We start from the raw sequence: 26910 nt of genomic DNA, 5'->3' as shown, positions 1-26910 counted from the left end.
CTTAACCCAGGATTGAATTCATCTTGAGCCTGAACGCATTTAATGCTTATTTTATTAGGCAATGCGTGTTTCGCAGTAAGACAACTAAGTGACCAGATAATGAACAAAACAGAATTTTACGCGGATTTGAACCGTGATTTTCAGGCTTTAATGGCAGGTGAAACCAGTTTTTTGGCGATGATCGCTAATACCAGCGCGCTGCTGTTTGAGCGCCTGACCGAGGTTAACTGGGCAGGTTTCTATTTGCTCGAAGGGGAGACGCTGGTTTTAGGACCATTCCAGGGCAAACTGGCCTGCGTACGGATTCCGGTTGGGCGAGGCGTTTGCGGTGCGGCCGTTGCGCAAAATCGCGTTCAGCGGGTGGAAGATGTCCATGCCTTCGATGGACATATCGCATGTGATGCCGCCAGCAATTCGGAAATCGTCTTTCCGCTGCAGGTGAACAATCAGATTATTGGCGTTCTGGATATCGACAGCACCGCCTTTTCCCGCTTCACCGCTGAGGATGAGCAGGGGCTGGCTGAACTGGTCGCACATCTGGAAAAACTCATTTCTGCGACTGACTACCAAAAAATATTCGCCCACGTCGCAGGATAATCAACGGATAACGTAGCATTTAGCGATGGCGTCATTATAATGACGCCTGTTCATGCCTGCGGCTTGTTGGCTACGTCCGTTGTAATCAGGAAATTTCATGGAAAATCAACCTAAGTTGAATAGCAGTAAAGAAGTTATCGCGTTTCTGGCCGAACGTTTCCCTCAGTGCTTCAGCGCTGAAGGTGAAGCTCGCCCCCTGAAAGTCGGTATTTTTCAGGATCTCGTGGAGCGTGTTGGGGGAGAGATGAATCTCAGCAAAACCCAACTTCGTGCCGCTTTACGTCTTTATACTTCGAGCTGGCGCTATCTGTACGGCGTTAAGCCAGGCGCAGTCCGCGTTGACCTTGACGGCAACCCGTGCGGCGAACTGGAAGAGCAGCATGTTGCTCACGCTCGTCAGCAGCTCGAAGAAGCAAAAGCTCGCGTTCAGGCGCAGCGCGCAAGCCAGCAGGCTAAAAAGCGCGAAGCCGCCGCCGCTGCGGGTCAGCAGGAAGACGGTGCTCGTCGTGAGCGTAAGCCACGTCCTCAGGTTCGTCGCAAAGAAGGCACCGAACAGCGTAAGCCGCGTCCAGCCGTTGCAAAAGCACCGCGTGAAGAGCGTCATACCCCTGTATCAGATCTGACCGCGTTAAGCGTTGGCCAGGCTCTGAAGGTGAAAGCAGGCAACAACGCAATGGACGCCACCGTTCTGGAAATCACCAAAGATGGCGTTCGTGTACAGCTGACTTCTGGTATGTCAATGATTGTACGCGCAGAACACCTGGTGTTCTGAAACGGAGGCCGGGCCAGGCATGAACACATTCTTTAAGCTCACCGCGCTTGCGGGCCTGCTAGCAATAGCAGGCCATGCGTTCGCCGTGGACGATATCACTCGAGTCGATCAAATTCCCGTGCTGAAAGAAGAGCCGCAGCACGCGACGGTGAGTGAGCGCGTTACCTCGCGCTTTACCCGTTCTCACTATCGGCAATTTGATCTCGACAACGCCTTCTCGGCAAAAATTTACGACCGCTATCTGAATCTGCTGGACTACAGCCACAACGTGCTGTTGGCCAGTGATATTGCTCAGTTCTCGGCGAAGAAGAATCAAATCGGCGATGAGCTGCGCACCGGAAAGCTGGACGTTTTTTACGACCTGTATAACCTGGCGCAGAAGCGTCGTTTTGAGCGCTATCAGTATGCATTGAAGGTGCTGGAACGTCCGATGGACTTTACCGGCAACGACAACTTCAACCTTGACCGCAGCAAAGCCCCCTGGCCGAAAGACGAAGCCGAGCTCAACGCGCTGTGGGATGCCAAGGTTAAGTTTGACCAGCTGAGCCTCAAGCTCACTGGCAAAGATGACAAAGAAATTCGCGATACCTTAACGCGTCGCTACAAATTTGCCATTCGCCGTCTGGCGCAGACCAACAGCGAAGATGTGTTCTCGATGGTGATGACCGCTTTCGCTCGCGAGATTGACCCGCACACCAACTATCTTTCTCCGCGCAATACCGAACAGTTCAATACGGAAATGAGCCTGTCATTAGAGGGCATCGGCGCGGTACTGCAGATGGATGACGACTATACGGTCATCAATTCGCTGGTAGCCGGTGGTCCGGCGGCGAAGAGTAAATCGATCGCCGTCGGCGATCGTATCGTCGGCGTCGGCCAGTCGGGTAAAGGCATGGTTGACGTCATCGGCTGGCGTCTGGATGACGTTGTCGCGCTGATTAAAGGGCCGAAGGGCAGCAAGGTGCGTCTCGAAGTTCTGCCTGCCGGTAAGGGGGCTAAAACCCGCATCGTCACGCTGACCCGAGAGCGCATTCGTCTCGAAGACCGCGCGGTGAAGATGTCGGTGAAAACCGTCGGCAAAGAGAAAGTCGGCGTGCTGGATATCCCGGGCTTCTACGTTGGCCTGACGGATGACGTTAAGGTGCAGCTGCAGAAGCTGGAGAAACAGAACGTCAGCAGCATTGTTATCGACCTGCGCAGCAATGGCGGTGGGGCGCTGACCGAAGCCGTTTCGCTATCTGGCCTGTTTATTCCGTCTGGCCCGGTGGTTCAGGTCCGTGACAACAATGGCAAAGTGCGTGAAGACAGCGATACCGATGGCGTGGTGTACTATAAAGGCCCGCTGGTGGTGTTGGTCGATCGTTTCAGTGCTTCGGCCTCTGAAATCTTCGCTGCCGCTATGCAGGACTACGGTCGCGGCTTAATTGTTGGCGAGCCGACCTTTGGTAAAGGCACCGTTCAGCAGTATCGCTCGCTGAACCGGATTTACGATCAGATGCTGCGCCCTGACTGGCCGGCGCTGGGCTCCGTACAGTACACCATTCAGAAGTTCTACCGCATTAACGGCGGCAGTACCCAACGTAAAGGTGTCACGCCGGATATCATGATGCCGACCGGGAGCGAAGATCGCGAAACCGGCGAGCAGTATGAAGATAACGCGCTGCCGTGGGATAGCGTCAATGCGGCGACCTACGTGAAATCCGGTGATTTGAAGCCGTTCGATCCGCAGCTGCTGAAGCTGCATAATGAGCGGATTGCCAAAGATCCTGAGTTCCAGTACATCATGAAGGACATCGCTCGCTATAACGCAATGAAAGATAAGCGTTATATCGTTTCTCTCAACTACGCCCAGCGTGAGAAAGAGAACGAAGAAGACGACGCGACGCGCCTGGCGCGGATTAACGACCGTCTGAAGCGCGAAGGTAAACCGCCGCTGAAGAAACTGGACGATCTGCCGAAGGACTACCAGGAGCCGGATCCGTATCTTGATGAGACGGTCCACATTGCGGTAGACCTTGCGCATCTTGAGAAAGAGATGCCCGCGGTAGAACCGCCGGTCAGCAAATAAGCACCCAACGGGCACAATGATTGTGCCCGTTTTTCTTTCCGTCATCCTCCAGGCCGTCCTCTCTTATACATACAAAATGTCAACAACTTACGCGGATGTCAGTTCGTCGTGACAAAATGTAAAGTTGTGTTTTTCTCGTGACTTAGCGGGGCCTGATCGTTGAAAATTAGCGTTCTACCCATACGATATGGGTAATCGCATAGTGCGTTTTGTTAAATCGAGGTTAAAAGAAAATTATGATGCGAATCGCGCTTTTCCTGTTGACCAACCTGGCAGTGATGGTGGTCTTCGGGCTGGTGTTAAGCCTGACGGGAATTCAGTCAAGCAGCATGACCGGGTTACTGATCATGGCGCTGCTTTTTGGTTTTGGTGGATCGATCGTTTCGCTGATGATGTCGAAATGGATGGCGCTGAAATCCGTGGGTGGGGAAGTGATTGAGCAGCCGCGCAATGAAACGGAACGCTGGCTGATGAACACCGTCGCGCAGCAGGCGCAGCAGGCGGGTATTGGCATGCCGCAGGTCGCCATCTACCACGCGCCGGATATCAACGCGTTTGCCACCGGCGCCCGCCGCGATGCTTCTCTGGTCGCCGTAAGCACCGGGCTGCTGCAAAACATGAGCCGTGATGAAGCTGAAGCGGTCATCGCCCACGAAATCAGCCACATCGCCAACGGTGACATGGTCACGATGACGCTGATTCAGGGGGTGGTGAACACCTTCGTTATCTTTATCTCGCGTGTTATCGCGCAGATTGCCGCCGGCTTCCTGGGCGGAAACCGGGATGACAGTGAAAGCAGCAACGGTAACCCGCTGATTTACTTTGCCGTAGCGACCGTGCTGGAACTGGTGTTCGGTATTCTGGCCAGCATCATTACCATGTGGTTCTCGCGCTACCGCGAATTCCACGCCGATGCCGGGTCTGCCAGACTGGTTGGTCGTGAGAAAATGATTGCCGCGCTGCAGCGCCTGAAAACCAGCTACGAACCACAGGAAGCCAGCAGCATGATGGCGTTCTGCATTAACGGTAAGGCGAAGTCAATGAGCGAACTGTTCATGACTCACCCGCCGCTGGATAAGCGTATTGAAGCGCTGCGCAGTGGCGAATACCTGAAGTAACGTTGTTGCTGAGTAGGTAAAAAAATCCGCCGCCCGAGGGCCGCGGATTTTTTTATGGCTGAAGCCTGAGGAGGGCGGCTATTGCCCAGGCCGGGGCTGAGTTACGCGAAGCCCACTGACGGTTGCGGCAATCACCGCCAGTCCACCGGCCAACAGCAGTGCGCTGTGGGTGCCGCTGTTGCCCTGCAGGTTAAGCAGCAGGGCAACCAGCGCCGCACCGGTACTTTGACCGAGCAGACGCGCGGTCCCGAGCATTCCGCTGGCACCGCCGCTGCGATGGGCCGGTGCGGAAGAGACAATGGTATGGTTGTTTGGCGACTGGAACAGGCCAAAACCGGCGCCGCACAGCGCCATGCGCCAGATAATATCCAGATCGGAAGGCGTGGAGGGCAACAGCGCAAGGCCAAACAGGCCGCAGGCCATCACCAGCAGGCCGATTGCCCCCAGTAATCCCGCGTGCACTTTCTCAATCATATAACCTGCCAGCGGCGCCATCACCATGGTAGCCAGAGGCCATGGCGTCAGCAGCAAGCCGGTTTCTACTTCGCTGCGGCCCATCATCGACTGCAGGAAGAAGGGCAGGGAAACCAGCGCCAGCATTTGCGCGCAGAACGAGCAAATGGAGGTGCAGATAGACAGGGAAAACAGCGGGATGCGCAGCAGGTCAATCGGCAGCAGCGGGACCGGCATTTGCAGCTGGCGGCGCACAAAAAAGAAACCGATAACCAGCATCGCGGCCACTTCCGCAAGTACGAATCGTCCCGACTGACCCTGGGCAAAACCGCCGAGAGCGGTGATCAACAGGCCAAACGTCAGCGCATTCATTATGGCGCTGGGAAGATCGAAGCGGGTGATTTTGCTCCGGCCAACGTTTGCTGGCAGGTAACGCATGGCGAGGATAAGCGAAACAATCCCGAGCGGAATATTAATAAAAAAGAGCCATTGCCAGGAGGCAACCGAGAGAATAGCGGCTGCAATGGTGGGGCCGGCGGCCGATGAAACCGCCACCACGAAGGAGTTAATCCCCATTCCGCGCCCGAGAAAACGCTGCGGGAAAATAAGTCGGATCAGCGCTGTGTTGACGCTCATCAGGGCGGCGCCGCCAAGGCCCTGCGCGACGCGGGCAAGCGTCAGCATCTGCAGACTATGGGAGAGCGCGCAGGCGAGCGAGGTCAGAGTAAATAGTGCAAGGCCGATTTTATAGATACGCCGATAGCCAAACATATCGCCGAGAAAAGAGAGCGGCAGAAGGGCAATCACGATAGCTATCTGGTAGGCGTTGACAATCCAGATTGACGCCGCCGGCGAGGCGTTTAAATCGGTGGCGATAGTCGGCAGAGCCACGTTGGCAATTGCGCCGTCGAGCACCGCCATGGCCAACCCTAAAACGATGGTCAGAATTGCGCCGTAGCGCTGCGGCAAAGGCAGGCCATCGGCAATGTTTTTATCCATGGTGAATGTATGTCTTTATGGTAATTATTCTCTGAGTAATGATTTTAGCATTGATTATTCGGCTGTATGTCGCAGATTTGTAACGAATGAGCAGAAGAACGATTGCGGGGGCCGCGATGCGAATTTATAATAAAAACCGGTTCTGATTTTTATAAAACAGTTACGATGAGGTGATAAATGGCAGTTGCAGATTTGGATAAGCAGCCAGATTCTGTCTCTTCGGTATTGAAGGTTTTTGGCATTCTGCAGGCGCTTGGTGAAGAGCGTGAAATTGGCATTACCGAACTGTCCCAGCGCGTCATGATGTCAAAAAGCACCGTTTATCGCTTTTTGCAAACCATGAAATCGCTGGGCTATGTGGCGCAGGAAGGCGAATCTGAGAAATACTCCCTGACGCTCAAGCTGTTCGAGCTGGGCGCGCGTGCGCTACAGAATGTCGACCTGGTCCGCAGTGCCGACATCCAGATGCGTGAACTTTCGCGGCTGACGAAAGAGACGATCCACCTGGGCGCGCTGGATGAAGACAGCATCGTCTATATCCACAAAATCGACTCCATGTACAACCTGCGGATGTACTCGCGTATCGGTCGCCGCAACCCGTTGTACAGTACCGCTATCGGTAAAGTGCTGCTGGCGTGGCGCGATCGCGCTGAAGTTGAGCAGATTCTTGAAGGCGTCGAATATAAGCGCAGCACCGAGCGGACCATCACCAGTACGCAAGCGCTGCTTGACGTCCTGGATCAGGTGCGTCAGCAGGGGTACGGTGAAGATAATGAAGAGCAGGAAGAGGGGCTGCGCTGCATCGGCGTACCGGTTTTCGACCGCTTTGGCGTGGTGATTGCCGGCCTGAGTATCTCTTTCCCGACGCTGCGTTTCTCAGAAGAGCGTCTGAGTGAATACGTGGCGATGTTGCACACGGCGGCGCGTAAGATTTCTGAACAGATGGGCTATAACGACTATCCATTCTGATCCGAATGGCACTGTGGTCAGTTAAACGACAGCGGGAATGCGCTTCCCGCTGTCGCTTTTACGCATCAACCTTTGTCGATAACGGTTTCGCTTTTGCGTAAAATCGGGCAGTCGGTAACACCGATAATACCGCTATCAGAATGAACGTATTGTGCGGTACTGGTGCCGCGAGCGGTCAGATATTTACACTGAAGCCCCAGTCCCGCAGCATTCTGATTGCTGCCAATAAGAATGCCATAGCCGCTCAATAATATACCAATCCATACGATAGCCAGTACTACAATGGAACGAATGATTAATCGCATTGTTGCCTCATGGTTTGCATTATCCCTGCGCGTATTTTGACAGCTACACGTATTGAAACAAGTCTATGATTCCTAAACTTGTCTTTCGTATTACAGTTAGCCACGGTTTAAGATGCTCATGTTATCCTGGAAACATCTGATACTGATGCGGAGAATGGAGTGAAAAAAGTACGCTGGGTTTTGCTGATAGTCATCATAGCGGGCTGTTTGTTGCTGTGGACTCAGATGCTTAACGTAATGTGCGATCAAGATGTACAGTTTTTCAGCGGCATCTGCACAATCAATAAGTTTATCCCCTGGTAAGACATTTTTATGACGACCGATTTCCTTCTGCTGCGCGAGTGGTAGAATGGACGCCTTCTCTTTGAGGTGGTGAAATGAGTGAGTTACTGAATCCTGGGATCTTAAATCTGGCATCGTTGGCACTGTCCGTTGTGCTGCTTCTTGTCGGTTTGTTGTTATGGTTTTTTGTTAATCGCGCAAGTTCGCGCACCAATCAGCAGATTGAACTGCTGCAGGCGTTACTGGACCAGCAAAAGCGGCAAAATGCGCTGCTGCGCCGTCTCTGTGAAGCCAATGAGCCTGAGAAACAAGAGGTTACTAAGACTTCGGCGGGAGAGAAAGACGATGACGACTTTATCCGTCTCGTCGCCGAACGGTAGCTGACTGACAGGTGTGCACCGGGTCGGTGTGCACCTGGATCTAAGGAGTCGTTATAACTTTTTCTTATCCTTTCCGATCGTTTTGTTACACTTCCTCGCCCCCTGAGTGTGTTCCTGCTCCCAATTCTGGCTATTGACGTCATTGATTTTTTAGTTAATCAAATAAAATAATAACAATCTGTTTTAATTGTCTGATGAAAAAATATCGTCATTAATGCTTCACGTTTAAATTGTATTATAAATAATATTTATAACGGAAGCGGATGACGATTTTATATCTTTACCTCCGCAGAATTTAAGCGAAATTTCAACTATCGATATGACCTTTTATACGCATCATTATGCACTGGCCCTGACCCTGTGTGCTGAAAATGTGGTGTTTGAATAGCCGGGTGCCTGGACGAACCGAAGTTGTTGAGCTATGGTAAAAAAGTTGCAACCATCGGGTTTGCTATAATTGCGAATCCTGCGGTAGCAGCGAGGGCAACCCTGGGCGGCAAAGACGCATAAATGTGCAGGTGATCAAATGATTACCTTATAATTTGTGCGGAGGATCGAGACACGTTTAAAAATGGCTTGCCATTATTTACGTTGTATGTGATAACACCTTTCGGGTTAAACGAGGTACAGTTCTGTTTATGTGTGGCATTTTCAGTAAAGAAGTCCTGAGTAAACACGTTGTCGTTGAATACCGCTTCTCTGCCGAACCTTATATTAGTGCCTCATGCAGTAATGTGTCAGTTTTATCTATGTAAGCGCCTGTGGGCGAAGAAAACAGTCTAAGGAATTTTGCAAATGGCAAAGATTAAAGGTCAAGTTAAGTGGTTCAACGAGTCTAAAGGTTTTGGTTTCATTACTCCGGCTGATGGCAGCAAAGATGTGTTCGTACACTTCTCCGCTATCCAGGGTAATGGCTTCAAAACTCTGGCTGAAGGCCAGAACGTTGAGTTCGAAATTCAGGACGGCCAGAAAGGTCCGGCAGCAGTTAACGTTACTGCTATCTGATTCAAGACCACTCATCTTGTAAGAAAAGCCTCGCCTCTGCGGGGCTTTTTAGTCTTTATTGCAAAACATTTCCATTTTTCCCCCTCCGTCGCGCTTTGTTGCAAAACAACATCCTTATTCGCATAGTTTCGCATCCTGTTGTGCCGATTTTCTGTTAAATCAGAGGGTTGCAATATAAGGCTGGAGCTATGGTGCTAAAGTACAAAAATAAGTCAGTTGCTCATTTCACCCCTCTTCGTTTTGGGCTGTTGTGCGTGGCGATTCTCGGGTGTCTCGGAATACTGCTGGGGCGGGTGGCCTGGCTGCAAATAATTTCTCCAGATAACCTTGTAAAACAAGAAGATATGCGTTCGTTGCGCGAAGAACCCATCGACGTGCAGCGTGGAACCATCAGCGACCGCGAGAATCGCCCGCTGGCGGTCAGCGTGCCGGTGAGCGCCATCTGGGCTGACCCGCAAACCATTATGCAAAAGGGCGGCGTCGGCTATGGCCCGCGCTGGCAGGCGATGGCGGAGGCGCTGCACCTTAATCTGAGCGATCTGGCCAAACGCGTTGAGAGCCATCCGCATATGCGCTTCATCTATCTGGCCCGTCAGGTTAACCCGGAACAGGCCGAATGGATCGACAAACTGCACCTGCCAGGGATCAACCTGCGTGATGAGTCGCGCCGATTCTATCCCGCGGGGCACGTGGCGGCTAACCTGCTGGGGTTTACTAATATCGATAACCAGGGCATTGAGGGGATTGAGAAAAGCTTTAATGCTCAGCTTACCGGAAAGCCGGGGCGCCGGCTGGTGCGTAAAGATCGTCATGGACACGTGATCGAAAATATCACCGAGATGCCGGCGGTGCCTGCGCATAATATTCAGCTGAGTATCGATGAACGCCTGCAGACGGTTACCGAAGATGCGCTGGATAACGCCGTGAACTGGAATAAGGCGGAATCCGGGGCGGCGGTACTGATTAAGATAGATACCGGCGAGATACTGGCGATGGCCAGCTATCCGGACTTCAATCCCAATAACCGTGATAACGCCAGGCTGGATGATTTTCGCAACCGCGCCATCAGTGACACCTTTGAGCCGGGCTCGACGGTAAAACCGCTGGTGGTGATGACGGCGCTACAGCAGGGGATTGTGCAGCCGGACAGCGTAGTGGATACCCATCCCTTTGTGCTTGATGGTCACCGCATTCGCGACGTTGGCTATTATCCCGAACTGTCATTAACCGGCATTTTGCAAAAATCCAGCGATACCGGCGTTTCGCATCTGTCGCTGGCCATGCCAGTCCAACACCTGATCGATACTTATAAAGCGTTCGGCTTTGGCGACCCGACCGGACTGGGGCTAACCGGCGAAAGCGCCGGGCTGATGCCTCAACGGCGCTATTGGGGCCAGCTGGACCGCGCGACCTTTGCCTTCGGATATGGTCTGATGGTGACTCCGCTGCAGCTGGCACATGTTTATGCCACTATCGGCGGCTTCGGTATTGAACGACCGCTCTCGATTACCCGTATCGACCCGCCGGTCATCGGCACGCGGGTCATGCCAGAACCGATAGTGCATGAAGTGGAGCATATGATGGAGAGCGTGGCGTTGCCGGGCGGCGGCGGAACCAAAGCGGCGGTACGCGATTATCGCATTGCGGTGAAAACCGGGACCGCGAAAAAAATCGGTCCTGACGGTAAATATATCGATAAATATGTGGCGTATACCGCAGGCGTGGCGCCCGCCAGTCGTCCGCAGTTTGCGCTGGTGGTGGTGATTAACGATCCCAGCAATGGCGCCTATTATGGCGGGGCGGTTTCCGCACCGGTCTTTAGCCAGATCATGGGAGATGTGCTGCGGCTGGAAAATGTGATGCCGGACGGTATGCCGCAAGGTTCGGAAAATCTGATTGTGATGCATAGCGGGGATGCCGCGCCGCCGGCGTTGTAACAGTGGTCTGAAAGGGCGAATAGCGCTACACTTTCGCCCTTTCAGCGACACCGGAGTTGTCATGTCATACAGTTGCCCACTTTGCCACGCGCCGCTTTCCCGCCGCGATAATAGCTATATCTGCCCGCTGCGGCACCAGTTCGACCTGGCGAAAGAGGGGTATGTCAATTTACTGCCGGTGCAGTTTAAGCGGTCTCGCGATCCGGGCGATAGCGCGGAGATGATGCAGGCGCGTCGGGCGTTTCTCGACGCGGGCCACTATCAACCTCTGCGTGATGCCATCAGTGACTTTCTGTCCGTCGCCGCCCCTGAGCGCCTGCTTGATATCGGCTGCGGGGAAGGGTACTACACCCATGCGTTTGCCGCTATCGCCGCTCATTGTTGGGGGCTGGACGTCTCAAAGTCGGCCATTCGCGCGGCGGCCAGACGCTATCCGCAGGTCAATTTTTGCGTCGCATCGAGCCAGCGTCTGCCGTTCGACGACGCCAGCCTGGATGCGGTGGTCCGGATCTATGCCCCTTGTAATGCGCAGGAGCTGGCGCGGGTGGTCAGACCCGGCGGCTGGGTGATTACCGCCACGCCGGGGCCGCGGCATTTGCTGGAGCTGAAAGGGTTGATTTACGACGAGGTGCGTCTGCATGAGCAACATCATGAACAGATGGCTGGCTTTACATTAAGCCAGCAGCAGCAGCTGGCCTATCCGATGCAGCTGACCGGGGCCGAGGCTGAAGCGCTGCTGCAGATGACCCCATTCGCGTGGCGGGCGAAGCCGCCGGTGCGTGAAACGCTGCGCGCGCAGGCGACTTTCCGCTGCCAGACCGATTTTATGATTCACTGCTGGCAGCGTGAGGCCTGAGAACTAGCCGGCGAAATGGCTCCAGAGAATCTGGGCGCCGATACCAATCAGGACAATACCACCAAGAATTTCGGCTCGCTTGCCCAGCAGCGGGCCGATAAACCGACCGACCATTATTCCCAGCGTCGACATCACCAGCGTTGCGCAGCCGATAGCCAGCGCGGTGGCGATAATATTTACCTGCAGGAATGCCAGGCCAACCCCGACGGCCATCGCATCGAGACTGGTGGCGAAGGCGGTGGTGACCAGCAGCCAGAAACCGTGGCGGCGAGGCGCTTCACATGCCTCATCTTCGGTTGTGCGAAAACCTTCGATGACCATCCGTCCGCCGAGAAAGACCAGCAGCACGAACGCGATCCAGTGATTCCACTCCAGTACGAACTGGCTGGCGAGCATCCCCATCCCCCAGCCGACAAGCGGGGTGAGCGTTTCGATGGCGCCGAAAATTAACCCGGTGCGCAGCGCTTCGGAGAACTTAGGTTTGTGTAAGGTAGCGCCTTTACCGATAGAGGCTGCGAAGGCGTCCATGGACATGCCAAAGGCAAGAAGAATCGTAGCGGAGATGTTCATCATTGCGTCCTGACCGGGGAAAATCCATATGACACATCACAGCCCCCAGTAGATATACGCAGCCCGCGACTCAGGTATGCGTACAGCGGTGATGTGTCTATGGTCTCGCCTGATTGAACACCTTCTTCAACCCGTACGTGCCACGTTTTGCAACGAGTATGTTGACACGCACATTTCCTGGCTGGCAGGAAACCGGCTACTCCCCAACGACGGGCGCAACCTTAACATATTTTTAGAATATAAAACAATAACAGGATTTATTTATTTCAATAACCAAATGATAACGATTTTCATTTGAATTTATGCGTAAATAATTCGTTAATAAATATAAGTGAAGTGCGCAGACGGAATATAGCCATGGCTATATATCCATCTGCCAGAAATTGCTGAAATATAGCGTTGGCTATATTTATAACTTACTGAGTGGAAACGAGAAGTTTGTAAATCTTTTCCAGATCGTCGATGTTTCGTACACGAATAAGCAGGCGCCGTTGCTCTAATTGCATCACCAGTACGCCATCTTCCGATAAATTCATCGCTTTAATTCGCTTATATTCAATCCAGATATTGGCGAAGAAAAAGCCAGTCGGTTTGAAGATGATTTTCGGCGTCCGGATCCAGAACAGAAACAAACCCATTAACGCCAGCGCAGATAATAACCAGGTGGTGATTAGCGCGCCGTGGCTGATGATATTGTTATAAATCAGAATGGCGGTCAGGCCGACGAAGATGATCCCGTCAACGCGGCTGCGGCGGAGCAGGGGGATGGCCAGGAGTAACGGGCCGTTGCGACGGGGCATAATAAACTGGTCATAAATGGCAAACGCCAGCAGAACAACAATAAACAGAATCAGCACCAGATCCGTGATTGTCATCTATCCTCCAGTGAAAAAAAAAGCCGGGGGCAAGCCCCCGGCGGACAACAGGATTATTACAGGCCCAGCAGGCCGATAGCGTAGCCGACGATACCGATGACGAAGAAGCCGACGATAATCCACAGGGCGTTAACTTTCTTACGCAGCAGCCACATACAGGCGAAGGTCAGCAGCAGAGGCACCAGGCCCGGCATCAGCTGGTCAAGGATAGTCTGTACGGTCGTGACGTGAACCTGACCATCTGAACCGGTGATTTTTGACACCACCAGCGGAATGTTCACATGCGTCCACTTGTTAACCAACGCCCCCATGACAAACAGGCCGAGAATTGACGCCCCCTCGGTCAGTTTCTGCAGGAAGCCGCCGCCCATATCCTTAACGATATCGACACCTTTGCTGTAACCGTATGCCACCCCGTAGTAACGGGTCAGCAGACGGACGGCGTTGAACAGAATAAAGAACAACAGCGGGCCTAACAGGCTGCCGCTCATCGCGATACCGGCACCCAATGCCGCAAATACCGGACGCACGGTACCCCAGAAGATCGGGTCGCCGACGCCAGCCAGCGGACCCATCAGACCGACTTTGATACCGTTGATGGCACCATCATCGATCTCGGCGCCGTTTGCACGCTGCTCTTCCATCGCCAGCGTTACGCCCAGAACAGGCGCTGCGACGTACGGGTGAGTGTTAAAGAACTCCAGGTGACGCTTAATTGCCTGCTTACGCGCATCGTTGTTCTCCGGGTACAGGCGACGAATAGCCGGTACCATAGAGAAGCAGAAGCCCAGCGCCTGCATACGTTCGAAGTTCCATGACCCCTGGAACAGGTTAGAACGAATGAACACGCCACGAATGTCACTCGGAGTGAGTTTTTTCTCGGTGGTATTTTTAGTCATATCAACCATTTCGCTCACCTGTTAGTCCAGTTCGTTATCGAGATCGTTATTACCAGCAGCCTGCGCTGGCGCACCCGCTACGCGGTTGTATTTCGGGCTCAGCTGGATGTAGAGGATAGCCATTACCGCGCCAATCACCCCCAGCGCAACCAGGTTGAAGTTAGTGAATGCGGCGGTGACGAAGCCAAGGTAGAAGAACGGCATCAGGTAGCCTGCGCGCATCATATTGATGACCATCGCATAACCAACGACCACGATCATGCCACCGGCGATGTTCAGACCGCTGGTGACCACTTCAGGAATCGCATTCAGCATGCCCTGAACTTCGCTGGTTCCGACGGAGATAGCCACGATGACCGCCGGGATAGCGATACGCATAGCCTGCAGGAACAACGAAGAAACGTGGAGCCACGAAATCGCCGTCAGGTTGCCATTTTCCGCCGCTTTATCCGCCGCGTGCTGGAAGGCTACGGTAATGGTACGAACGATGATGGTCAGAACCTGGCCTGCTGCTGCCAGCGGGATAGCCAGAGCGATACCGGCGCCGATACCCTGATGACCGGCAATAACCAGAACGGTAGAAATGATGGATGCCAGCGCGGCATCCGGCGCAACCGCCGCACCGATGTTCATCCAGCCCAGGGCGATCATTTCCAGGGTACCACCGATGATGATACCGGTTTTCATATCGCCGAGAACGGCACCGATCAACGTACACGCGACCAGAGGACGGTGGAACTGAAATTCATCAAGTACCGACTCCATACCCGCAATACACGCGACGATGAACACCAGCACAATCTGAAGAAGGGTAATCTCCATTGTACTTCTCCTGTTGATTAAGTCTTAAGTTGAAAATTGGGGCGCGACCCGCAAGGTTATTTCGCCACCTTGCCAATCAGGTCCATCATTTTCAGTTTCTGGTCGGTGGAAACTTTACGGACTTCCAGCTCGATACCGCGGGCATTTAGCTTTTTAAATGCTTCAATATCTTTTTCATCGACCGAAACGGCGTTGTTCACCTGCGTTTTACCCTGACGGAAAGCCATACCACCGATATTGACAGTGGTGATTTTCACGCCGCCTTCAACGACACGTTCGACGTCGGTAGGGTTGGTAAACAGCAACATGACGCGATCGCCTGCGTATTTCGGGTTGTTGTAGACGCGAATCATCTTCGCAACGTCGACAACGTGGGCGGTCACACCCGGAGGAGCAACCTGAGTCAGTAACGTTTTGCGCACGGTATCCGCCGCGACTTCATCACTCACGACAATAATACGGGTAACGTTGGTTTCTTTTGTCCAGCGGGTGGCCACCTGACCATGAATAAGACGGTCATCAATACGCGCCAGGCCGATGACCATATAGTCGTTCGGACCCATTGGTTTTGCCGGGGCTGCCGCTTTGGCTGCTGCCTTAACCGGAGCCGGAGCGACTTTTTCCACCGCTTTCGCTTTCAGCGCCTTCACGCCTTCACGACCGGTTTCTACCGCCAGAGCCACCAGCTCGTCGAACGACGGATCGTCGTCGCGCGCCATCAGCGTTTCGACCAGCATCGGAATGTTGACGCCAGCAATCACTTCGTAATGTTCTTTATCGACGACAATGCGGCTGGCGGCATTAAATGGACTACCTCCCCACGTATCGACGAGAAATAACACGCCTTTAGTTGTGTCCAGCTTTGCCAGCTGTGCGTTGTATTTCTCAATTAGCGTTTCGGCATTTTCACCCGGAACGAAATCGATCCAGCCAACGTTTTCCTGCTCGCCCAACAGCATTTCTGCGGTTTTCAGCAGTTGTTCTGCAGCCCAACCATGTGTGCCTATTACAATAGCAATCGTCACTTGCTACCTCCTTTATTATCGTGAATGCATCATCTGTGGTGATACATCCTGAATCACTCTTGCGAACAAAATCGATTCAGTGAGGGTGTAAGATCTAAAATAATTACTACCGCGAATTATTTTAGATAGTGAAAAAATAATTAATGTGATGAAGATCCGTTAATCACGCATCTGCGACTAATAATTTCGCAGCGCAAAAAATAGGCTTACCTATTGCAAAGACTGGTAAAATTTTTTCCAATCTTCCTCCATTTTTTGCTATGTTTAGCTTCCGTTTAATTACTCAGGAGTATAGGGCATAGCCCGCTGTATGGACCCTCATCGACGTCTTTTCACCTTCTGGCGTTTTTCTGCCGCCGCTACCTGCTACGCTTTTTTACCCGCAACGATTGTCTCTGCCGTGCGTGACATCGCGATGACTCCGTCTGTCGTGAACTGGAGCAACTCATGGAATTCTTAATGGATCCCTCTATCTGGATCGGTTTATTGACGCTGGTCGTCCTTGAAATCGTGCTCGGTATCGACAACCTGGTCTTTATCGCTATCCTCGCGGATAAACTGCCGCCGAAACAGCGTGACAAAGCGCGGCTGATCGGTCTGACGCTGGCGCTGTTTATGCGTCTGGGGCTGCTGTCAGTTATTTCGTGGATGGTGACCTTAACCAAACCGCTGTTCAGCATTGCGGATTTCTCTTTTTCCGGGCGCGATCTCATCATGCTGCTCGGGGGGATATTCCTGCTGTTTAAAGCGACCACGGAACTGCATGAACGGCTGGAAAACCGCCAGCACGATGCCGGACATGGTAAAGGTTATGCCAGTTTCTGGGTGGTGGTGTTGCAAATCGTCGTGCTGGATGCGGTCTTCTCGCTGGATGCAGTCATTACCGCCGTCGGCATGGTGAACCATCTGCCGGTGATGATGGCCGCGGTGGTCATTGCGATGATGGTGATGCTGCTGGCCTCGAAGCCGTTGACCCGCTTCGTGAACCAGCATCCGACGGTGGTGGTGCTCTGTCTGAGCTTCCTGCTGATGATCGGTCTGAGCCTGGTGGCTGAAGGCTTCGGCTTCCATATTCCGAAAGGGTATCTGTACGCCGCTATCGGCTTCTCGATCACCATTGAGTTCTTCAACCAGGTGGCACGACGTAACTTTATTCGTCACCAGTCGACGCTGCCGTTACGCGCACGTACGGCTGACGCTATCCTGCGCATGATGGGCGGGCGTAAACAGCACGCCGTGAGCCATGATGGCGAGAGCCCGGCGCCGGTTCCGGTGCCGGAAGGAGCGTTTGCGGAAGAAGAACGCTATATGATTAACGGCGTCCTGACCCTGGCGCAGCGTTCATTGCGCAGTATCATGACTCCGCGCGGTGAAATCAGTTGGGTGAATGCGGAGCAAAGCGAAGAAGAAATTCGTCGTCAGCTGCTCTCTTCACCGCACAGTCTGTTCCCGGTATGCCGGGGCGAGCTGGATGAAATCATTGGTATCGTGCGAGCCAAAGAGATGCTGGTGGCGCTGGAGGCCGGTGAGAACGTCGCGGCATTAGCCTCGGCTTCGCCGGCGATTGTGGTTCCGGAAACGCTGGATCCTATCAATCTGCTGGGGGTGCTGCGTCGTGCTCGCGGTAGCTTCGTCATCGTGACCAACGAGTTTGGCGTGGTACAGGGGCTGGTGACGCCGCTGGATGTCCTGGAAGCCATCGCCGGGGAATTCCCTGATGCCGATGAGACGCCGGAAATCGTGGCTGATGGCGACGGTTGGCTGATCAAAGGATCAACCGACCTGCATGCTTTACAGCAGGCGGTAGGGCTCGATGACATCGTAGATGAAGATGAGGATATTGCGACGGTAGCTGGACTGGTCATTGCCGTTAACGGCCATATACCGCGTACCGGCGATGTTGTTGAACGGGCGCCGCTGCAGTTTACCGTTCTTGAAGCGAACGACTATCGTGTTGATCTGGTGCGCGTAGTCAAAACGGTACATGACAGCCAGGAAGAAGAATAATCCTCCAGGGTCGTCAGACTGGCCGGTCGGTCTCCGCTGGAGGCTGGCCGGTTTTATTATCCGCCATCGCCTCGACCTGACGTCGGGCGGCCAGCCACTGTGGAAAGTCTTCCACCGGCATTGGCCTGGCGTAGTGAAATCCCTGCAGGATATCAACGCCGTGGCGCCGCAAATATTCGTCCTGCCGCTGAGTCTCCACGCCTTCTGCCACCGTCACAATATTCAGCCGGTGCGCCAGCGCAATAATGATATCCGTTACCGTGGCATTGACGCTGTCGATGCCGATAGCGCTGGTAAAGGATTTATCAATCTTCAGCACGTCAGGCCGTAGCTTTTCCAGCCAGGAGAGCGAGCTGTTGCCAGTACCAAAGTCATCGATTGCCAGGTACACCCCCCTGAAATGCAGATGTTCCGCCATGTGGTGATCGCCGTCCTGCAGCACGTCCCGCTCGGTGAGTTCCACCACCAGCTGCTGCACCGGGTAGGCGCTGAACCAGAGTTTATGCAGATCGCGCAGCAGTTCACCCTCGGCAAAGTGGCGAGCGGCGACATTAATCGAAATGTGAAAATGTTTATCGTGGGGGAATAGCGAAAGCTGGCGTGCGGTTTCTGCAATGACATAGCGGGTGAGGGGAACGATCAGGTTGTAGCCTTCGGCAATAGGAATGAACACCTCCGGCGATATGTTTCCCCGGCGCGGATTGTTCCAGCGCAGTAAAATCTCGACGCCGGTACATTTTCCCGAATGCAGATCCTTCAACGGTTGGCACCACAGCTTGAATTCACGGGCGGCGATACCGAGGCTGATTTCCCGGGAAAAACTCATCCTGCCCGCGGTAGCCAGCCAGGCGATTCCGGTCATCAGTAAACTGAGGATCAACGCCAGCGGCAGTTCGCCCGGCAGTTCGTTGAGGGCGATAGCGGAAGCGCCGGGACCGCTGACGTTAATGGCAAACGGGAACAGGGTCGAATGTTGACGGTATATCACCGACTCGCCGGGAAGCACCGAGTGATCAACTACTCCGCTCCCGCTGATAAAGTTCCGGGTGCCGACGCTCAGTCCAATACCGGTAATCAACGATGATTTTGCGTTGAGAATTAACTCTCCCAGCAGCTCAATATTGATGATGATCATCACGCCATCGGCGCTATTGAAAGCGGAGGGGTACCATTGAATTAAGATTGGAGAGCCGACCAGCAGCGTGTTATCGGTTGAAAAAACCAGCAGCTCCCGCTGGCCTGGCAGGTCGGGTTGCAGCTGATGAATAGGGACGCTGCGATCGCCAAAGATGCTGGAGCAGTAGAGAATGTTCGATTTAACCAGGACGATTGAACGCACGGTTTGCAGCGAGGCCGCCAGTTTGCGCAGCGGCAGACGCACATCCTCACAGGGCTTCCCCACCAGCTGAAGCAATGAAAGGTGCTGTTCCGACAACGGGCGTAAAATTTTATCCATCGCCACCACCATTTTATTGGTGGTCATCTGGACGCGCTGCTGATTTAAACTACGCTGCGAAATAAATCGGATCGCCAGCGTGGTCGTCAACGTCAGGAGCGCAACAATCAAACAAATGATAATCCGCTTACGACGGTATGCCGAAATGACCTTTTGTGCATTTTGCATGCGCGACACCCTGTCGACTCTCTGTGTGGAGTAGAATAACAACCGCCATTGAGCAAGTGTAGTGGGTGTAAATAAATAACAGCGGAAAATGCGCCCGTAAGGGCGCATTTGATGGGGAGAGTTTAGTCACACTGAACTTTGATAGCCAGACCACCGCGAGAGGTTTCGCGATACTTGGCGTTCATGTCTTTACCGGTCTCATACATAGTCTCAATGACTTTATCGAGCGAGACGCGCGGTTCGCTGGTGCGGCGCATGGCCATACGCGCAGCGTTGATCGCCTTCACGGATGCAATGGCGTTACGTTCGATGCACGGAACCTGCACCTGGCCGGCAACCGGGTCGCAGGTGAGGCCCAGGTTATGTTCCATCCCGATTTCTGCCGCGACGCAAACCTGTTCCGGGCTGGCGCCAAGAAGTTCGGCAAGACCGGCCGCCGCCATGGAACAGGCCACGCCAACCTCACCCTGACAGCCGACTTCCGCGCCAGAAATGGAGGCGTTCATCTTGTACAGTGTGCCCACGGCGCCGGACGCCATAAAGTAGCGAATATAAATATCCGGGCTGACCGATTCGATAAAGTGATCGTAGTAGGCAAGTACCGCCGGTACGATTCCGCAGGCGCCGTTTGTCGGGGCCGTCACCACGCGTCCGCCGGCAGCGTTCTCTTCGTTCACGGCCAGGGCGAACATATTCACCCAGTCAACGACGTTCATCGGGTCGTTTGACAGCTTATCGCTGGCTACCAGCAGACGACGCAGCGCAGAGGCGCGACGAGGAACTCGCAGCGGGCCAGGCAGCACGCCTTCGGTATTCATCCCGCGATCGATACAGGCGCGCATGGTCTGCCAGACGTGAGCAAAATAGTCTTCAATCTCTTTTTTGCTGTGCAGCGCCAGCTCGTTTTGCATCACCATGCCGGAGAGCGACAGCCCGGTCTCCTTGCAATAGGCCAGCATCTCCTGCGCCGATTTGTACGGGTAAGGCACGCTCAGTTCGTTCGCGCTCTCTTTACCGAAGTGCTCTTCATCGACGATAAAACCGCCGCCAATAGAGTAGTACGTTTTGCTGTAGATCTCTTTGTCGCCCGCCCAGGCATGAATCGTCATACCGTTCTCGTGCAGCGGCAGATTGTCGCTACGGAAACGCATGCCGTCATCCGCCGGGAAATCAACTTCATGCTGTCCTTGTGCCAACAGCAGGCGTCCGCGGGTTTCAACGTCGCGGATAAATGCCGGTATCGCGTCAATATCGACCGTATCGGGCTGATTGCCCGCCAGTCCCATAATGATGGCGATATCCGTATGGTGGCCTTTGCCGGTTAATGAAAGTGAGCCGTAGACATCGACTGCCACACGGGTCACTTCATTAAGCAATCCCTTTTCGACCAGGTCATCGACGAACTGTTTACCGGCCTTCATCGGGCCTACAGTATGGGAAGATGAGGGACCAATCCCCACCTTGAACATGTCGAATATACTAATCACGCTAATACTCCTGACAGGGTTACCGCAGCGGCGGTAACGATGTGATAACTGCGCATAGTGTAAGAGGGAACCGCACCATCAGCTTAACTATTCACATGAATTAAACTAATGGGTAACGGTGAATTTACTAATGGTGAGAGCGCATTCTCATTTTGAGTATATACCCGAAACAAACACCCGACGACGGCGATAGTGAGGGCGGTGAAGCGAGGGGCGCGGCCGGAATTTCAGCCGCGTCAGGCATGATGAAGAAAACTAAGGTTTAGTCCCGATTTGCAGCGCCAGCTCACGAATAATACCGGCGGTCATTCCCCAGACAAAATAGTGCTGATACCACGACAGCCAGACGCGATGCGAGTTACCGCGGCGGTGAATGTCCAGCGGGTGATAGCGTCCCAAACGCAGCGCTTCAGCGAGCGGCATCTCGAACACCGCTGCGACCTCATCCTGGCTGGCGTGATAGTGGAGATTTGGCGGAATGATGCCGACCACCGGCGTGACCTGGAAGCCGGTCACGCTGTCTACCGGCGGCAGTACGCCGATAATCTCGACCGACTCGGGGGGAATGGCGACCTCTTCCTGGGCTTCGCGCAACGCGGCGGCAATCAGCGTGGCATCGGTGGCGTCCACTGCGCCGCCGGGGAAGGCAACCTGACCGGCGTGTTTACGTAGCCGCGGCGAGCGTTGGGTTAACAGCAATCCCGGCTGCGGACGACGAACGATAGGCACCAGCACCGCCGCCTGGCGCTGATTCAGCGCATTGCGCGAGGGCTGCGGGCGCAGTAATTGAAAACGCGAAAGAAAGTCGTCCAGCTCAAGGGCGCCATCCGCCATGTTCTAGCTCTCCAGTTGTTGCAAAATACGATTAACTTTATCAAACGTTTCCTGATATTCGGCCGCTTCTTCGCTGTCCGCCACGATGCCGCCGCCGGCGGAACAGTACAGCTGACCTTGCCAGGCCGTCAGCGTACGAATAGTAATACTGGTATCCATATTGCCACACAGGCTCAGATAGCCGATACTGCCGCACCACGCATTGCGGCGCTGCGGTTCGAGCTCATCGATGATCTGTATCGCCCGCACTTTGGGCGCGCCGGTAATCGACCCGCCGGGGAAGGCCGCCCGCAGCAGGTCGCTGGCATGCAGATGGGCCGGCAGCCGGGCGGTAATGGTGCTTACCAGATGGTGCACCGCCGGGAACGGCTCAACCACAAACAGCTCCGGAACCCGTACGCTACCGGCTTCGGCAACCCGACCGATGTCATTACGCATCAGATCGACAATCATCAAATTCTCCGCCCGATCTTTAGGCGAGCGGGCCAGCTTCTCCGCCTGACGGGCGTCCTGCTGCGGATCGGCCAGACGCGGCAGCGTACCTTTAATCGGGCGGGTCTGAATCTCGCCCTGGCGAAGCTGGATGAAGCGTTCCGGCGAAAGGCTGAGTACGGCGCCATCCTGCAGACGAATAAAGGCGCTGAACGGCGCGCGATTGCCGCGGTTCAGCCGGCAAAATGCCTGCCACTCATCGCCGCAGTAGCTGGCCTGAAAGCGCTGAGCCAGATTGACCTGGTAGCAGTCGCCGCTGTGCAGCCAGGCCTGAACCTGACGAAATTTTTCGCCGTACTGTTCGCGGCTCATATTGGAGCGCCAGGCGGACGTCAGCGCAAACGGGGTCGTTGGCGCGGCAGACTGCGCCTCCAGCCAATGCAGGCGGGCGTGCGGATCGCCATAGCTGAGCAACGATACTTCGCGGCGCTGGTGATCGACAATCAGCGCCCAGTCATAAATACCGACGGCCATATCCGGCAGCGCGATATCGGCGACGGCGTGCGCGGGCAGAGATTCAAAACGGCGTCCCAAATCGTAGCCGAATAACCCCAGCGCGCCGCCGAGGAACGGCAGATGGGGATGCGCTGGCGGCCTTAATCCGCACCGATCCAGCTGCGTCTGCAGCAGCGTCAGGGGATCGGCCGTTGAGCTGCTCTGCGTCTGACCGTCATCCACCACGGTTGTTTCGCCGCGGGTCAGCAGCGTCGTGAGCGGGTCGGCGACGATAATATCAAAACGGTTATGCGGATGGTCAGCAAAACCAGAATGCAGCAGCATTGCCCACGGGGTCGTGCTTAAAGGAGTAAAGTAACGCTCGGCAGCATCCGGGTGCCATGGCAGGGTAATAATAGCGGGGGACAACATCTTCCTCGATCCTAATCGTCACCGTCCTCTGGAAAATCAGGCGGGCGGCATGAAATAATTACGCCACACAATGTAGCAGGAGTGAGTCATGTTTGCAGGTTTACCTTCGCTGAGCCACGAGCAGCAGCAAAAAGCGGTAGAACGTATTCAGGAGCTGATGGCTAACGGGATGAGTAGCGGTGAAGCCATTGCGCTGGTGGCGAGTGAACTGCGCGCCACGCATACCGGCGACCGGATCGTAGCGCGCTTTGAAGATGAAGACGAGTAAATTACTCCGTGTACTGAGGTGAGAGGCCGCTTTCCGCGAGCGGAAGGATTGCATCAGGCCGTTTCCCGGGCTCGTCGTACAACGTCACGTGCGTCACACGTTCGCCGCGCCAGAAGGTAATTTGCGTACCGACTGGCGTATGATGCACGGTCACTTCCGTCAGCGGCGCGCGGTTTGCCAGATCCCACAGACACACAAAACGCGCCTGCGGCAGGTGATTGCGTATCACCAGATAGCTGAGATTGCGAATTGCCGGGTTATCGGGTGCCAGCCCTTGCCAGAGTTCACCATCACCGGACAGCCAGAGCGCAACGGTATCGCCACCGCGCGCAAAGTGGCGCGGTTGACAGCCGTTCAGCGGCGTCACGGTTGTTTCGGTCATTCGCCGCAGTGGCCCGCTGAGCGAAAAGGGCTGGGCCGTGCCGCTCTGATCCAGCGCCTGTGCCGCCAGATGCAGCGTCCAGTCGAGCTGCTGGCGATGCGGGTTCTCCACGGAGGATAGATCGATCAGTACATCTTCAAGCCACAGCAGGCGACGGCGGAAGCGCACGTCTCGCCAGGCCGCAGCGTCCCACTCGACGCGGCTATGGCTGTTGAGCTTCGGCGGGGGGTTGCCCCAGTCAACCTCGCTATCCAGCCACAGAGAGTCGTCATCCATATGCCAGCCTAACACCTGCGGATTGGCCGGAGGCTGGTTGCTCTGATTTACGCAAAGCGTATTGTGCGTGGCGCTGTTTTTGTAATAGTCGTAGTGCATTTTCGCGCCGTAGCCGGTGGTGCCCATATCCGTTAGTAGCCAGCCGTTACGATGCCAGAGCATCAGTCCCAGCCGGTCGTAATGGTCGTGTTCGCCCCCCCAGGGACTGTGTTTGATCAATAGCGCCTGCTGCGGCCGCCGCCATAACGTCAGACCCGCGCCCGGCGCAAACAGCGACTGCTGCGGGATGAGCGGCAGGGGGGATTCAGGCAGAGACTGTTCGCGCCATAGCAGGGTTTCACGCTCATCGGGCGCCGTTTCGGTAAACTGCAGGACCGCGGCGTACTGCGGGTCACGCCAGATAAACCAGGCAAACTCGTACAGATCCCGGTGATGGAGCTTCTCCTGCCCGGCGAGGCAGTCATTAAGCCGAGGGAAAGTGCCGTCCGGCAGCAGCAGCGACAGCGGGAACTTCAGCATCGCCTGATACCAGGGGCCGTCCAGCAGGCTCCAGCGGGTGCCGCGCGCCAGTTTCTCGAAGGCGAAAAAGCCCTGCAGCGCGTAATAGTGATAGTGAACGGAGCCTTCGAACCACAGCCCTTCCGCCAGCAGGCCGTGTTCCAACTGCCAGCGCAGGCCGTACGGCTGGTTAACGGCAAACTCCAGCAGCGTGTCATCTTCGAGGACGAAACCCAGTATGCCAAGCGCCGCGCTGATTTTGACTTCATGGTTGTGAATCTGTGGACTACGATGATCGCGCAAAAACGTTGCCGCACAGCGCAGCAGGTTTTCACTGATGTGTCGCTGTTCGCCGGGCGTCAGGCTGTCGCGAATAAAGTCATAACCCAGCGCCATCTCCAGAATGCAGTTGGCTTCGCACAGCGTCTGGGCGTTCATCTTTCCCGGTCCGTTGTTGGGAATATCGCCGTGAATCTCATAGCCGGGATAGACATCCGCGTAACCCATAAGCAGCGTGCGAACTCTATCGCGATACGCCGTTTCGCCGGTCAACTGCCATATCAGTCCGAGCTGCTGGCATGCGCTGGCGTTACGGCCGTTCATCTCGCGCCACCAGGCGCCGTCCCACGGTTCGCCGCAAAATATTTCGCCATCAACCGGGCAGGCATGCTGGTGGGGGGTACCCGCCCGCCACGTCAAGCGTACGCCGTGGTGTGGACAAAAGTAGTAGAGATTCCAGCTGGCGATCCCTGACTGCGGAATGAGAACCGCTGCCTGAAGTACCGGCTGCGCATCCTTCACGAGCCGTTCAAGCAGTGCGTTATCAGCGGCTGCACGTCCGACAATGTTGGGCCAGAGCCCGGAAAATTGTTTCATTAGCGGTTGTCCCTGACCTCTGATGATGCGGAAAGCGGGGCGATGAGCGTAGTGATATCGTCGGGATATTTCGCCCGCAGCCACTGCGCTTTGTCACTGAACAGCGCATCTTCCGGCCAGGCGTGCGCGGCGGTGGCGATATTGCGCAGCGCTTTCTTGTCGTCCATTTTATCGATGTCTTTCCAGGGCCACGGGGTATCGCTGTCAATAAAGCTGGCGATGTACTGATAGCCTTTGCGCAGGCTATGGCCATCAAGGGTGAAATTCCAGATGTCGACGCCCGCTTTCTCGCCCAGTCGTCCGAGGCGGTTATAGGCTTCGAGGTTGAAATTGCTGTAGTGCCACGGACGCGTGCGCTCCAGTTCGGCCATCTGGCGGCCTTCGATATCAAATTGACCCGCAATACGCCGCAGCTGGGTGATGTACAGGCGCTTTTTCGCCTCGTCGATTTTCCCGCTGAACAGGGCGAAGGCGGCGGCCTGCATATCGAAATAGCTGCCGTGATTGTTATGCCAGTTCTCTTCTTCAAAGCCGTTCTGGCTGGTGGTCATCCACTGGTAATAGTCGCCAAACCACTGCTTTAATGCGCTAACGTCGTTTTCACTCAGGGCAGCTGAGGATTGCAGCAGGGCGATTGCGTCAACGACGTCAACCAGCGCCCGGCTATCAATAATGCCGATACCGCGTCCGGTATTAATACCGGGAATGGCTTGCGCATGCTGCAGGTTGGGAGTCATACGCGTCTTTGGATCGAGGAACCAGGTCCTCAACTGGGCCGCCGCCTTTTGCGCATAGCGATCGTCGTGGGAGAAGTACCACGCCAGCGCCAGCGTTGAAACGTCGTTACTCATCTTCACCAGCCGGTTTTTATCGGTGGCATCGCTATTGGCATCCGGGTTGGTTTGCCCATCCTTACGAATATAAGGCAGTCCGTCTTTGGTATCAGGGTTTGGCCACCAGTAGGGAGGGAAACTGTAGTAGTCGTGCTTGTTGCCGCTGGCGGCGACCAGCGTTTTATCCATCACCGAGAACAGCGGATGCTTGAGCGCCAGATCGGCTTTTTTTAGCAGAGCCGCTTGTGCCTGCACAAATAGCGGATCTTTCGCGGCAATCTGCTGGCGGCTGAAGGCTAAATCCTTTCCGTCTAGCGTGTACGGCTCAGCGGCATACAAGGAGGCGCTAAGGCCGGAACAAAACAGCGCAATGCATAACAAACCTCGGCGAGGTATTGAGTTCATCGTGATAACCCTTCTACAAATATGAGAAAAGATAACAGCAGAATTATACCTGACGCGTATTTAAATGACGCATGAAACAGGCAGTGTAATTAAAAACAATATATTTGAATGTTCGCTGGCGAGCAGTGT

At 54.7% G+C, this 26910-nt stretch carries 26 protein-coding genes; 13 read left to right on the top strand and 13 right to left on the bottom strand.

All coding sequences use genetic code 11. The features are described from left to right. Positions 1–99: 99 nt before the first annotated feature. The 4 genes from MC50_RS25125 (at position 100) to htpX (ending at position 4555) form a co-directional block, all read left to right on the top strand. Entirely contained in the window at positions 100–597 is a 498-nt protein-coding gene (locus MC50_RS25125) for a GAF domain-containing protein (RefSeq protein ID WP_032686987.1), read from the top strand. Positions 598–694: 97 nt separating this feature from the next. Beyond that, the gene (gene proQ / locus MC50_RS25120; protein ID WP_004863942.1) at positions 695–1369 is read left to right on the top strand and encodes an RNA chaperone ProQ; all 675 of its coding nucleotides are present in this window, start codon (positions 695–697) and stop codon (positions 1367–1369) included. 19 nt (positions 1370–1388) lie between these two features. Continuing rightward, complete coding sequence (gene prc, locus MC50_RS25115) at positions 1389–3437, top strand: carboxy terminal-processing peptidase (RefSeq protein ID WP_032686988.1); 2049 nt, start codon at positions 1389–1391, stop codon at positions 3435–3437. 236 nt (positions 3438–3673) lie between these two features. After that, entirely contained in the window at positions 3674–4555 is an 882-nt protein-coding gene (gene htpX, locus MC50_RS25110; RefSeq protein ID WP_004863936.1) for a protease HtpX, read from the top strand. Between the two features lie 78 nt (positions 4556–4633). Here the strand turns inward: htpX and MC50_RS25105 are convergent, their stop codons facing one another. Then, the gene (locus tag MC50_RS25105) at positions 4634–6007 is read right to left on the bottom strand and encodes an MFS transporter (RefSeq protein WP_032686989.1); all 1374 of its coding nucleotides are present in this window, start codon (positions 6005–6007) and stop codon (positions 4634–4636) included. Positions 6008–6184: 177 nt separating this feature from the next. On the opposite strand from MC50_RS25105, the gene kdgR reads away from it, so the two are divergent. After that, positions 6185–6976, top strand: coding sequence for a DNA-binding transcriptional regulator KdgR (gene kdgR, locus MC50_RS25095; protein ID WP_032686990.1), 792 nt, complete (start codon positions 6185–6187; stop codon positions 6974–6976). A gap of 65 nt (positions 6977–7041) precedes the next feature. On the opposite strand, the gene MC50_RS25090 is transcribed toward kdgR, so the two are convergent. After that, the gene (locus MC50_RS25090) at positions 7042–7281 is read right to left on the bottom strand and encodes a YobH family protein (RefSeq protein ID WP_032686991.1); all 240 of its coding nucleotides are present in this window, start codon (positions 7279–7281) and stop codon (positions 7042–7044) included. A gap of 159 nt (positions 7282–7440) precedes the next feature. On the opposite strand from MC50_RS25090, the gene mgrB reads away from it, so the two are divergent. From mgrB to rlmA, 6 genes are all read left to right on the top strand, one after another. Continuing rightward, on the top strand, positions 7441–7584 hold the full coding sequence (gene mgrB, locus MC50_RS25085; protein WP_015584020.1) for a PhoP/PhoQ regulator MgrB: 144 nt from the start codon (positions 7441–7443) through the stop codon (positions 7582–7584). A 74-nt stretch (positions 7585–7658) separates the two neighbouring features. Next, complete coding sequence (locus MC50_RS25080; RefSeq protein WP_032686992.1) at positions 7659–7943, top strand: YebO family protein; 285 nt, start codon at positions 7659–7661, stop codon at positions 7941–7943. 638 nt (positions 7944–8581) lie between these two features. Continuing rightward, positions 8582–8698, top strand: a complete 117-nt coding sequence (locus tag MC50_RS25070; RefSeq protein WP_049267871.1) for a DUF2627 domain-containing protein — start codon at positions 8582–8584, stop codon at positions 8696–8698. A gap of 40 nt (positions 8699–8738) precedes the next feature. Beyond that, a complete protein-coding gene (gene cspE, locus MC50_RS25065) occupies positions 8739–8948 on the top strand; it encodes a transcription antiterminator/RNA stability regulator CspE (protein WP_001062678.1) in 210 nt (69 codons plus the stop codon). Positions 8949–9136: 188 nt separating this feature from the next. Continuing rightward, a complete protein-coding gene (gene ftsI / locus MC50_RS25060) occupies positions 9137–10885 on the top strand; it encodes a peptidoglycan glycosyltransferase FtsI (protein ID WP_032686993.1) in 1749 nt (582 codons plus the stop codon). Positions 10886–10946: 61 nt separating this feature from the next. After that, positions 10947–11741, top strand: coding sequence for a 23S rRNA (guanine(745)-N(1))-methyltransferase (rlmA, locus tag MC50_RS25055; RefSeq protein ID WP_046852212.1), 795 nt, complete (start codon positions 10947–10949; stop codon positions 11739–11741). 3 nt (positions 11742–11744) lie between these two features. Here rlmA and mntP read toward each other — a convergent pair whose 3' ends face one another. The 5 genes from mntP to manX form a co-directional block, all read right to left on the bottom strand. Further along, positions 11745–12311, bottom strand: a complete 567-nt coding sequence (mntP, locus tag MC50_RS25050; protein ID WP_032686995.1) for a manganese efflux pump MntP — start codon at positions 12309–12311, stop codon at positions 11745–11747. A 416-nt stretch (positions 12312–12727) separates the two neighbouring features. Then, positions 12728–13186 carry a DUF986 family protein gene (locus MC50_RS25045; RefSeq protein WP_032686997.1) on the bottom strand — a complete coding sequence of 153 codons (459 nt, stop codon included), beginning with the start codon at positions 13184–13186 and terminating at the stop codon, positions 12728–12730. A gap of 56 nt (positions 13187–13242) precedes the next feature. Continuing rightward, a complete protein-coding gene (locus tag MC50_RS25040) occupies positions 13243–14094 on the bottom strand; it encodes a PTS mannose transporter subunit IID (protein WP_004863911.1) in 852 nt (283 codons plus the stop codon). Positions 14095–14106: 12 nt separating this feature from the next. Then, positions 14107–14907 (bottom strand): PTS mannose/fructose/sorbose transporter subunit IIC, encoded by an 801-nt coding sequence (locus MC50_RS25035; RefSeq protein ID WP_004863908.1) that lies wholly within the window; start codon positions 14905–14907, stop codon positions 14107–14109. 56 nt (positions 14908–14963) lie between these two features. Beyond that, a complete protein-coding gene (gene manX, locus MC50_RS25030; protein WP_032686999.1) occupies positions 14964–15932 on the bottom strand; it encodes a PTS mannose transporter subunit IIAB in 969 nt (322 codons plus the stop codon). A gap of 447 nt (positions 15933–16379) precedes the next feature. Between manX and yoaE the strand changes: the two genes are divergently transcribed. After that, on the top strand, positions 16380–17939 hold the full coding sequence (yoaE, locus tag MC50_RS25025) for a CNNM family cation transport protein YoaE (RefSeq protein ID WP_032695272.1): 1560 nt from the start codon (positions 16380–16382) through the stop codon (positions 17937–17939). Between the two features lie 13 nt (positions 17940–17952). Here the strand turns inward: yoaE and MC50_RS25020 are convergent, their stop codons facing one another. The 4 genes from MC50_RS25020 to pabB form a co-directional block, all read right to left on the bottom strand. Further along, complete coding sequence (locus MC50_RS25020) at positions 17953–19563, bottom strand: EAL domain-containing protein (protein ID WP_047665214.1); 1611 nt, start codon at positions 19561–19563, stop codon at positions 17953–17955. Positions 19564–19685: 122 nt separating this feature from the next. Then, complete coding sequence (sdaA, locus tag MC50_RS25015; protein WP_032687002.1) at positions 19686–21050, bottom strand: L-serine ammonia-lyase; 1365 nt, start codon at positions 21048–21050, stop codon at positions 19686–19688. Between the two features lie 255 nt (positions 21051–21305). After that, positions 21306–21884 (bottom strand): CoA pyrophosphatase, encoded by a 579-nt coding sequence (locus tag MC50_RS25010; protein WP_032699390.1) that lies wholly within the window; start codon positions 21882–21884, stop codon positions 21306–21308. A gap of 3 nt (positions 21885–21887) precedes the next feature. Further along, positions 21888–23243, bottom strand: a complete 1356-nt coding sequence (pabB, locus tag MC50_RS25005; protein ID WP_047665211.1) for an aminodeoxychorismate synthase component 1 — start codon at positions 23241–23243, stop codon at positions 21888–21890. Positions 23244–23331: 88 nt separating this feature from the next. Between pabB and MC50_RS25000 the strand changes: the two genes are divergently transcribed. Continuing rightward, entirely contained in the window at positions 23332–23511 is a 180-nt protein-coding gene (locus tag MC50_RS25000; RefSeq protein ID WP_032687005.1) for a YoaH family protein, read from the top strand. 1 nt (position 23512) lies between these two features. Here the strand turns inward: MC50_RS25000 and MC50_RS24995 are convergent, their stop codons facing one another. Both MC50_RS24995 and MC50_RS24990 read right to left on the bottom strand, forming a co-directional pair. After that, positions 23513–25543 (bottom strand): heparinase II/III domain-containing protein, encoded by a 2031-nt coding sequence (locus MC50_RS24995; RefSeq protein ID WP_047665209.1) that lies wholly within the window; start codon positions 25541–25543, stop codon positions 23513–23515. Further along, positions 25543–26781 (bottom strand): alginate lyase family protein, encoded by a 1239-nt coding sequence (locus MC50_RS24990; RefSeq protein ID WP_032695268.1) that lies wholly within the window; start codon positions 26779–26781, stop codon positions 25543–25545. The genes MC50_RS24995 and MC50_RS24990 overlap by 1 nt, the downstream gene beginning before the upstream one ends. Between the last annotated feature and the right edge of the window lie 129 nt (positions 26782–26910).

It is taken from the genome of Klebsiella planticola (assembly GCF_000783935.2).
In the GTDB taxonomy this organism is placed as follows: Bacteria; Pseudomonadota; Gammaproteobacteria; order Enterobacterales; family Enterobacteriaceae; genus Klebsiella; species Klebsiella planticola.
This window is presented reverse-complemented; position numbering and strand designations above follow the sequence as displayed.

Coding starts and splice junctions, on each gene's coding strand:
- MC50_RS25000 (WP_032687005.1), top strand. CDS start 23,332: ATGTTTGCAGGTTTACCTTCGCTGAGCCACGAGCAGCAGCAAAAAGCG.
- rlmA (WP_046852212.1), top strand. CDS start 10,947: ATGTCATACAGTTGCCCACTTTGCCACGCGCCGCTTTCCCGCCGCGAT.
- MC50_RS25010 (WP_032699390.1), bottom strand. CDS start 21,884: ATGGCGGATGGCGCCCTTGAGCTGGACGACTTTCTTTCGCGTTTTCAA.
- MC50_RS25105 (WP_032686989.1), bottom strand. CDS start 6,007: ATGGATAAAAACATTGCCGATGGCCTGCCTTTGCCGCAGCGCTACGGC.
- MC50_RS25040 (WP_004863911.1), bottom strand. CDS start 14,094: ATGGTTGATATGACTAAAAATACCACCGAGAAAAAACTCACTCCGAGT.
- MC50_RS25045 (WP_032686997.1), bottom strand. CDS start 13,186: ATGACAATCACGGATCTGGTGCTGATTCTGTTTATTGTTGTTCTGCTG.
- MC50_RS25035 (WP_004863908.1), bottom strand. CDS start 14,907: ATGGAGATTACCCTTCTTCAGATTGTGCTGGTGTTCATCGTCGCGTGT.
- proQ (WP_004863942.1), top strand. CDS start 695: ATGGAAAATCAACCTAAGTTGAATAGCAGTAAAGAAGTTATCGCGTTT.
- MC50_RS25125 (WP_032686987.1), top strand. CDS start 100: ATGAACAAAACAGAATTTTACGCGGATTTGAACCGTGATTTTCAGGCT.
- MC50_RS25080 (WP_032686992.1), top strand. CDS start 7,659: ATGAGTGAGTTACTGAATCCTGGGATCTTAAATCTGGCATCGTTGGCA.
- cspE (WP_001062678.1), top strand. CDS start 8,739: ATGGCAAAGATTAAAGGTCAAGTTAAGTGGTTCAACGAGTCTAAAGGT.
- kdgR (WP_032686990.1), top strand. CDS start 6,185: ATGGCAGTTGCAGATTTGGATAAGCAGCCAGATTCTGTCTCTTCGGTA.
- MC50_RS24990 (WP_032695268.1), bottom strand. CDS start 26,781: ATGAACTCAATACCTCGCCGAGGTTTGTTATGCATTGCGCTGTTTTGT.
- MC50_RS25090 (WP_032686991.1), bottom strand. CDS start 7,281: ATGCGATTAATCATTCGTTCCATTGTAGTACTGGCTATCGTATGGATT.
- MC50_RS25070 (WP_049267871.1), top strand. CDS start 8,582: ATGTGTGGCATTTTCAGTAAAGAAGTCCTGAGTAAACACGTTGTCGTT.
- mntP (WP_032686995.1), bottom strand. CDS start 12,311: ATGAACATCTCCGCTACGATTCTTCTTGCCTTTGGCATGTCCATGGAC.
- MC50_RS24995 (WP_047665209.1), bottom strand. CDS start 25,543: ATGAAACAATTTTCCGGGCTCTGGCCCAACATTGTCGGACGTGCAGCC.
- ftsI (WP_032686993.1), top strand. CDS start 9,137: ATGGTGCTAAAGTACAAAAATAAGTCAGTTGCTCATTTCACCCCTCTT.
- prc (WP_032686988.1), top strand. CDS start 1,389: ATGAACACATTCTTTAAGCTCACCGCGCTTGCGGGCCTGCTAGCAATA.
- htpX (WP_004863936.1), top strand. CDS start 3,674: ATGATGCGAATCGCGCTTTTCCTGTTGACCAACCTGGCAGTGATGGTG.
- yoaE (WP_032695272.1), top strand. CDS start 16,380: ATGGAATTCTTAATGGATCCCTCTATCTGGATCGGTTTATTGACGCTG.
- pabB (WP_047665211.1), bottom strand. CDS start 23,243: ATGTTGTCCCCCGCTATTATTACCCTGCCATGGCACCCGGATGCTGCC.
- MC50_RS25020 (WP_047665214.1), bottom strand. CDS start 19,563: ATGCAAAATGCACAAAAGGTCATTTCGGCATACCGTCGTAAGCGGATT.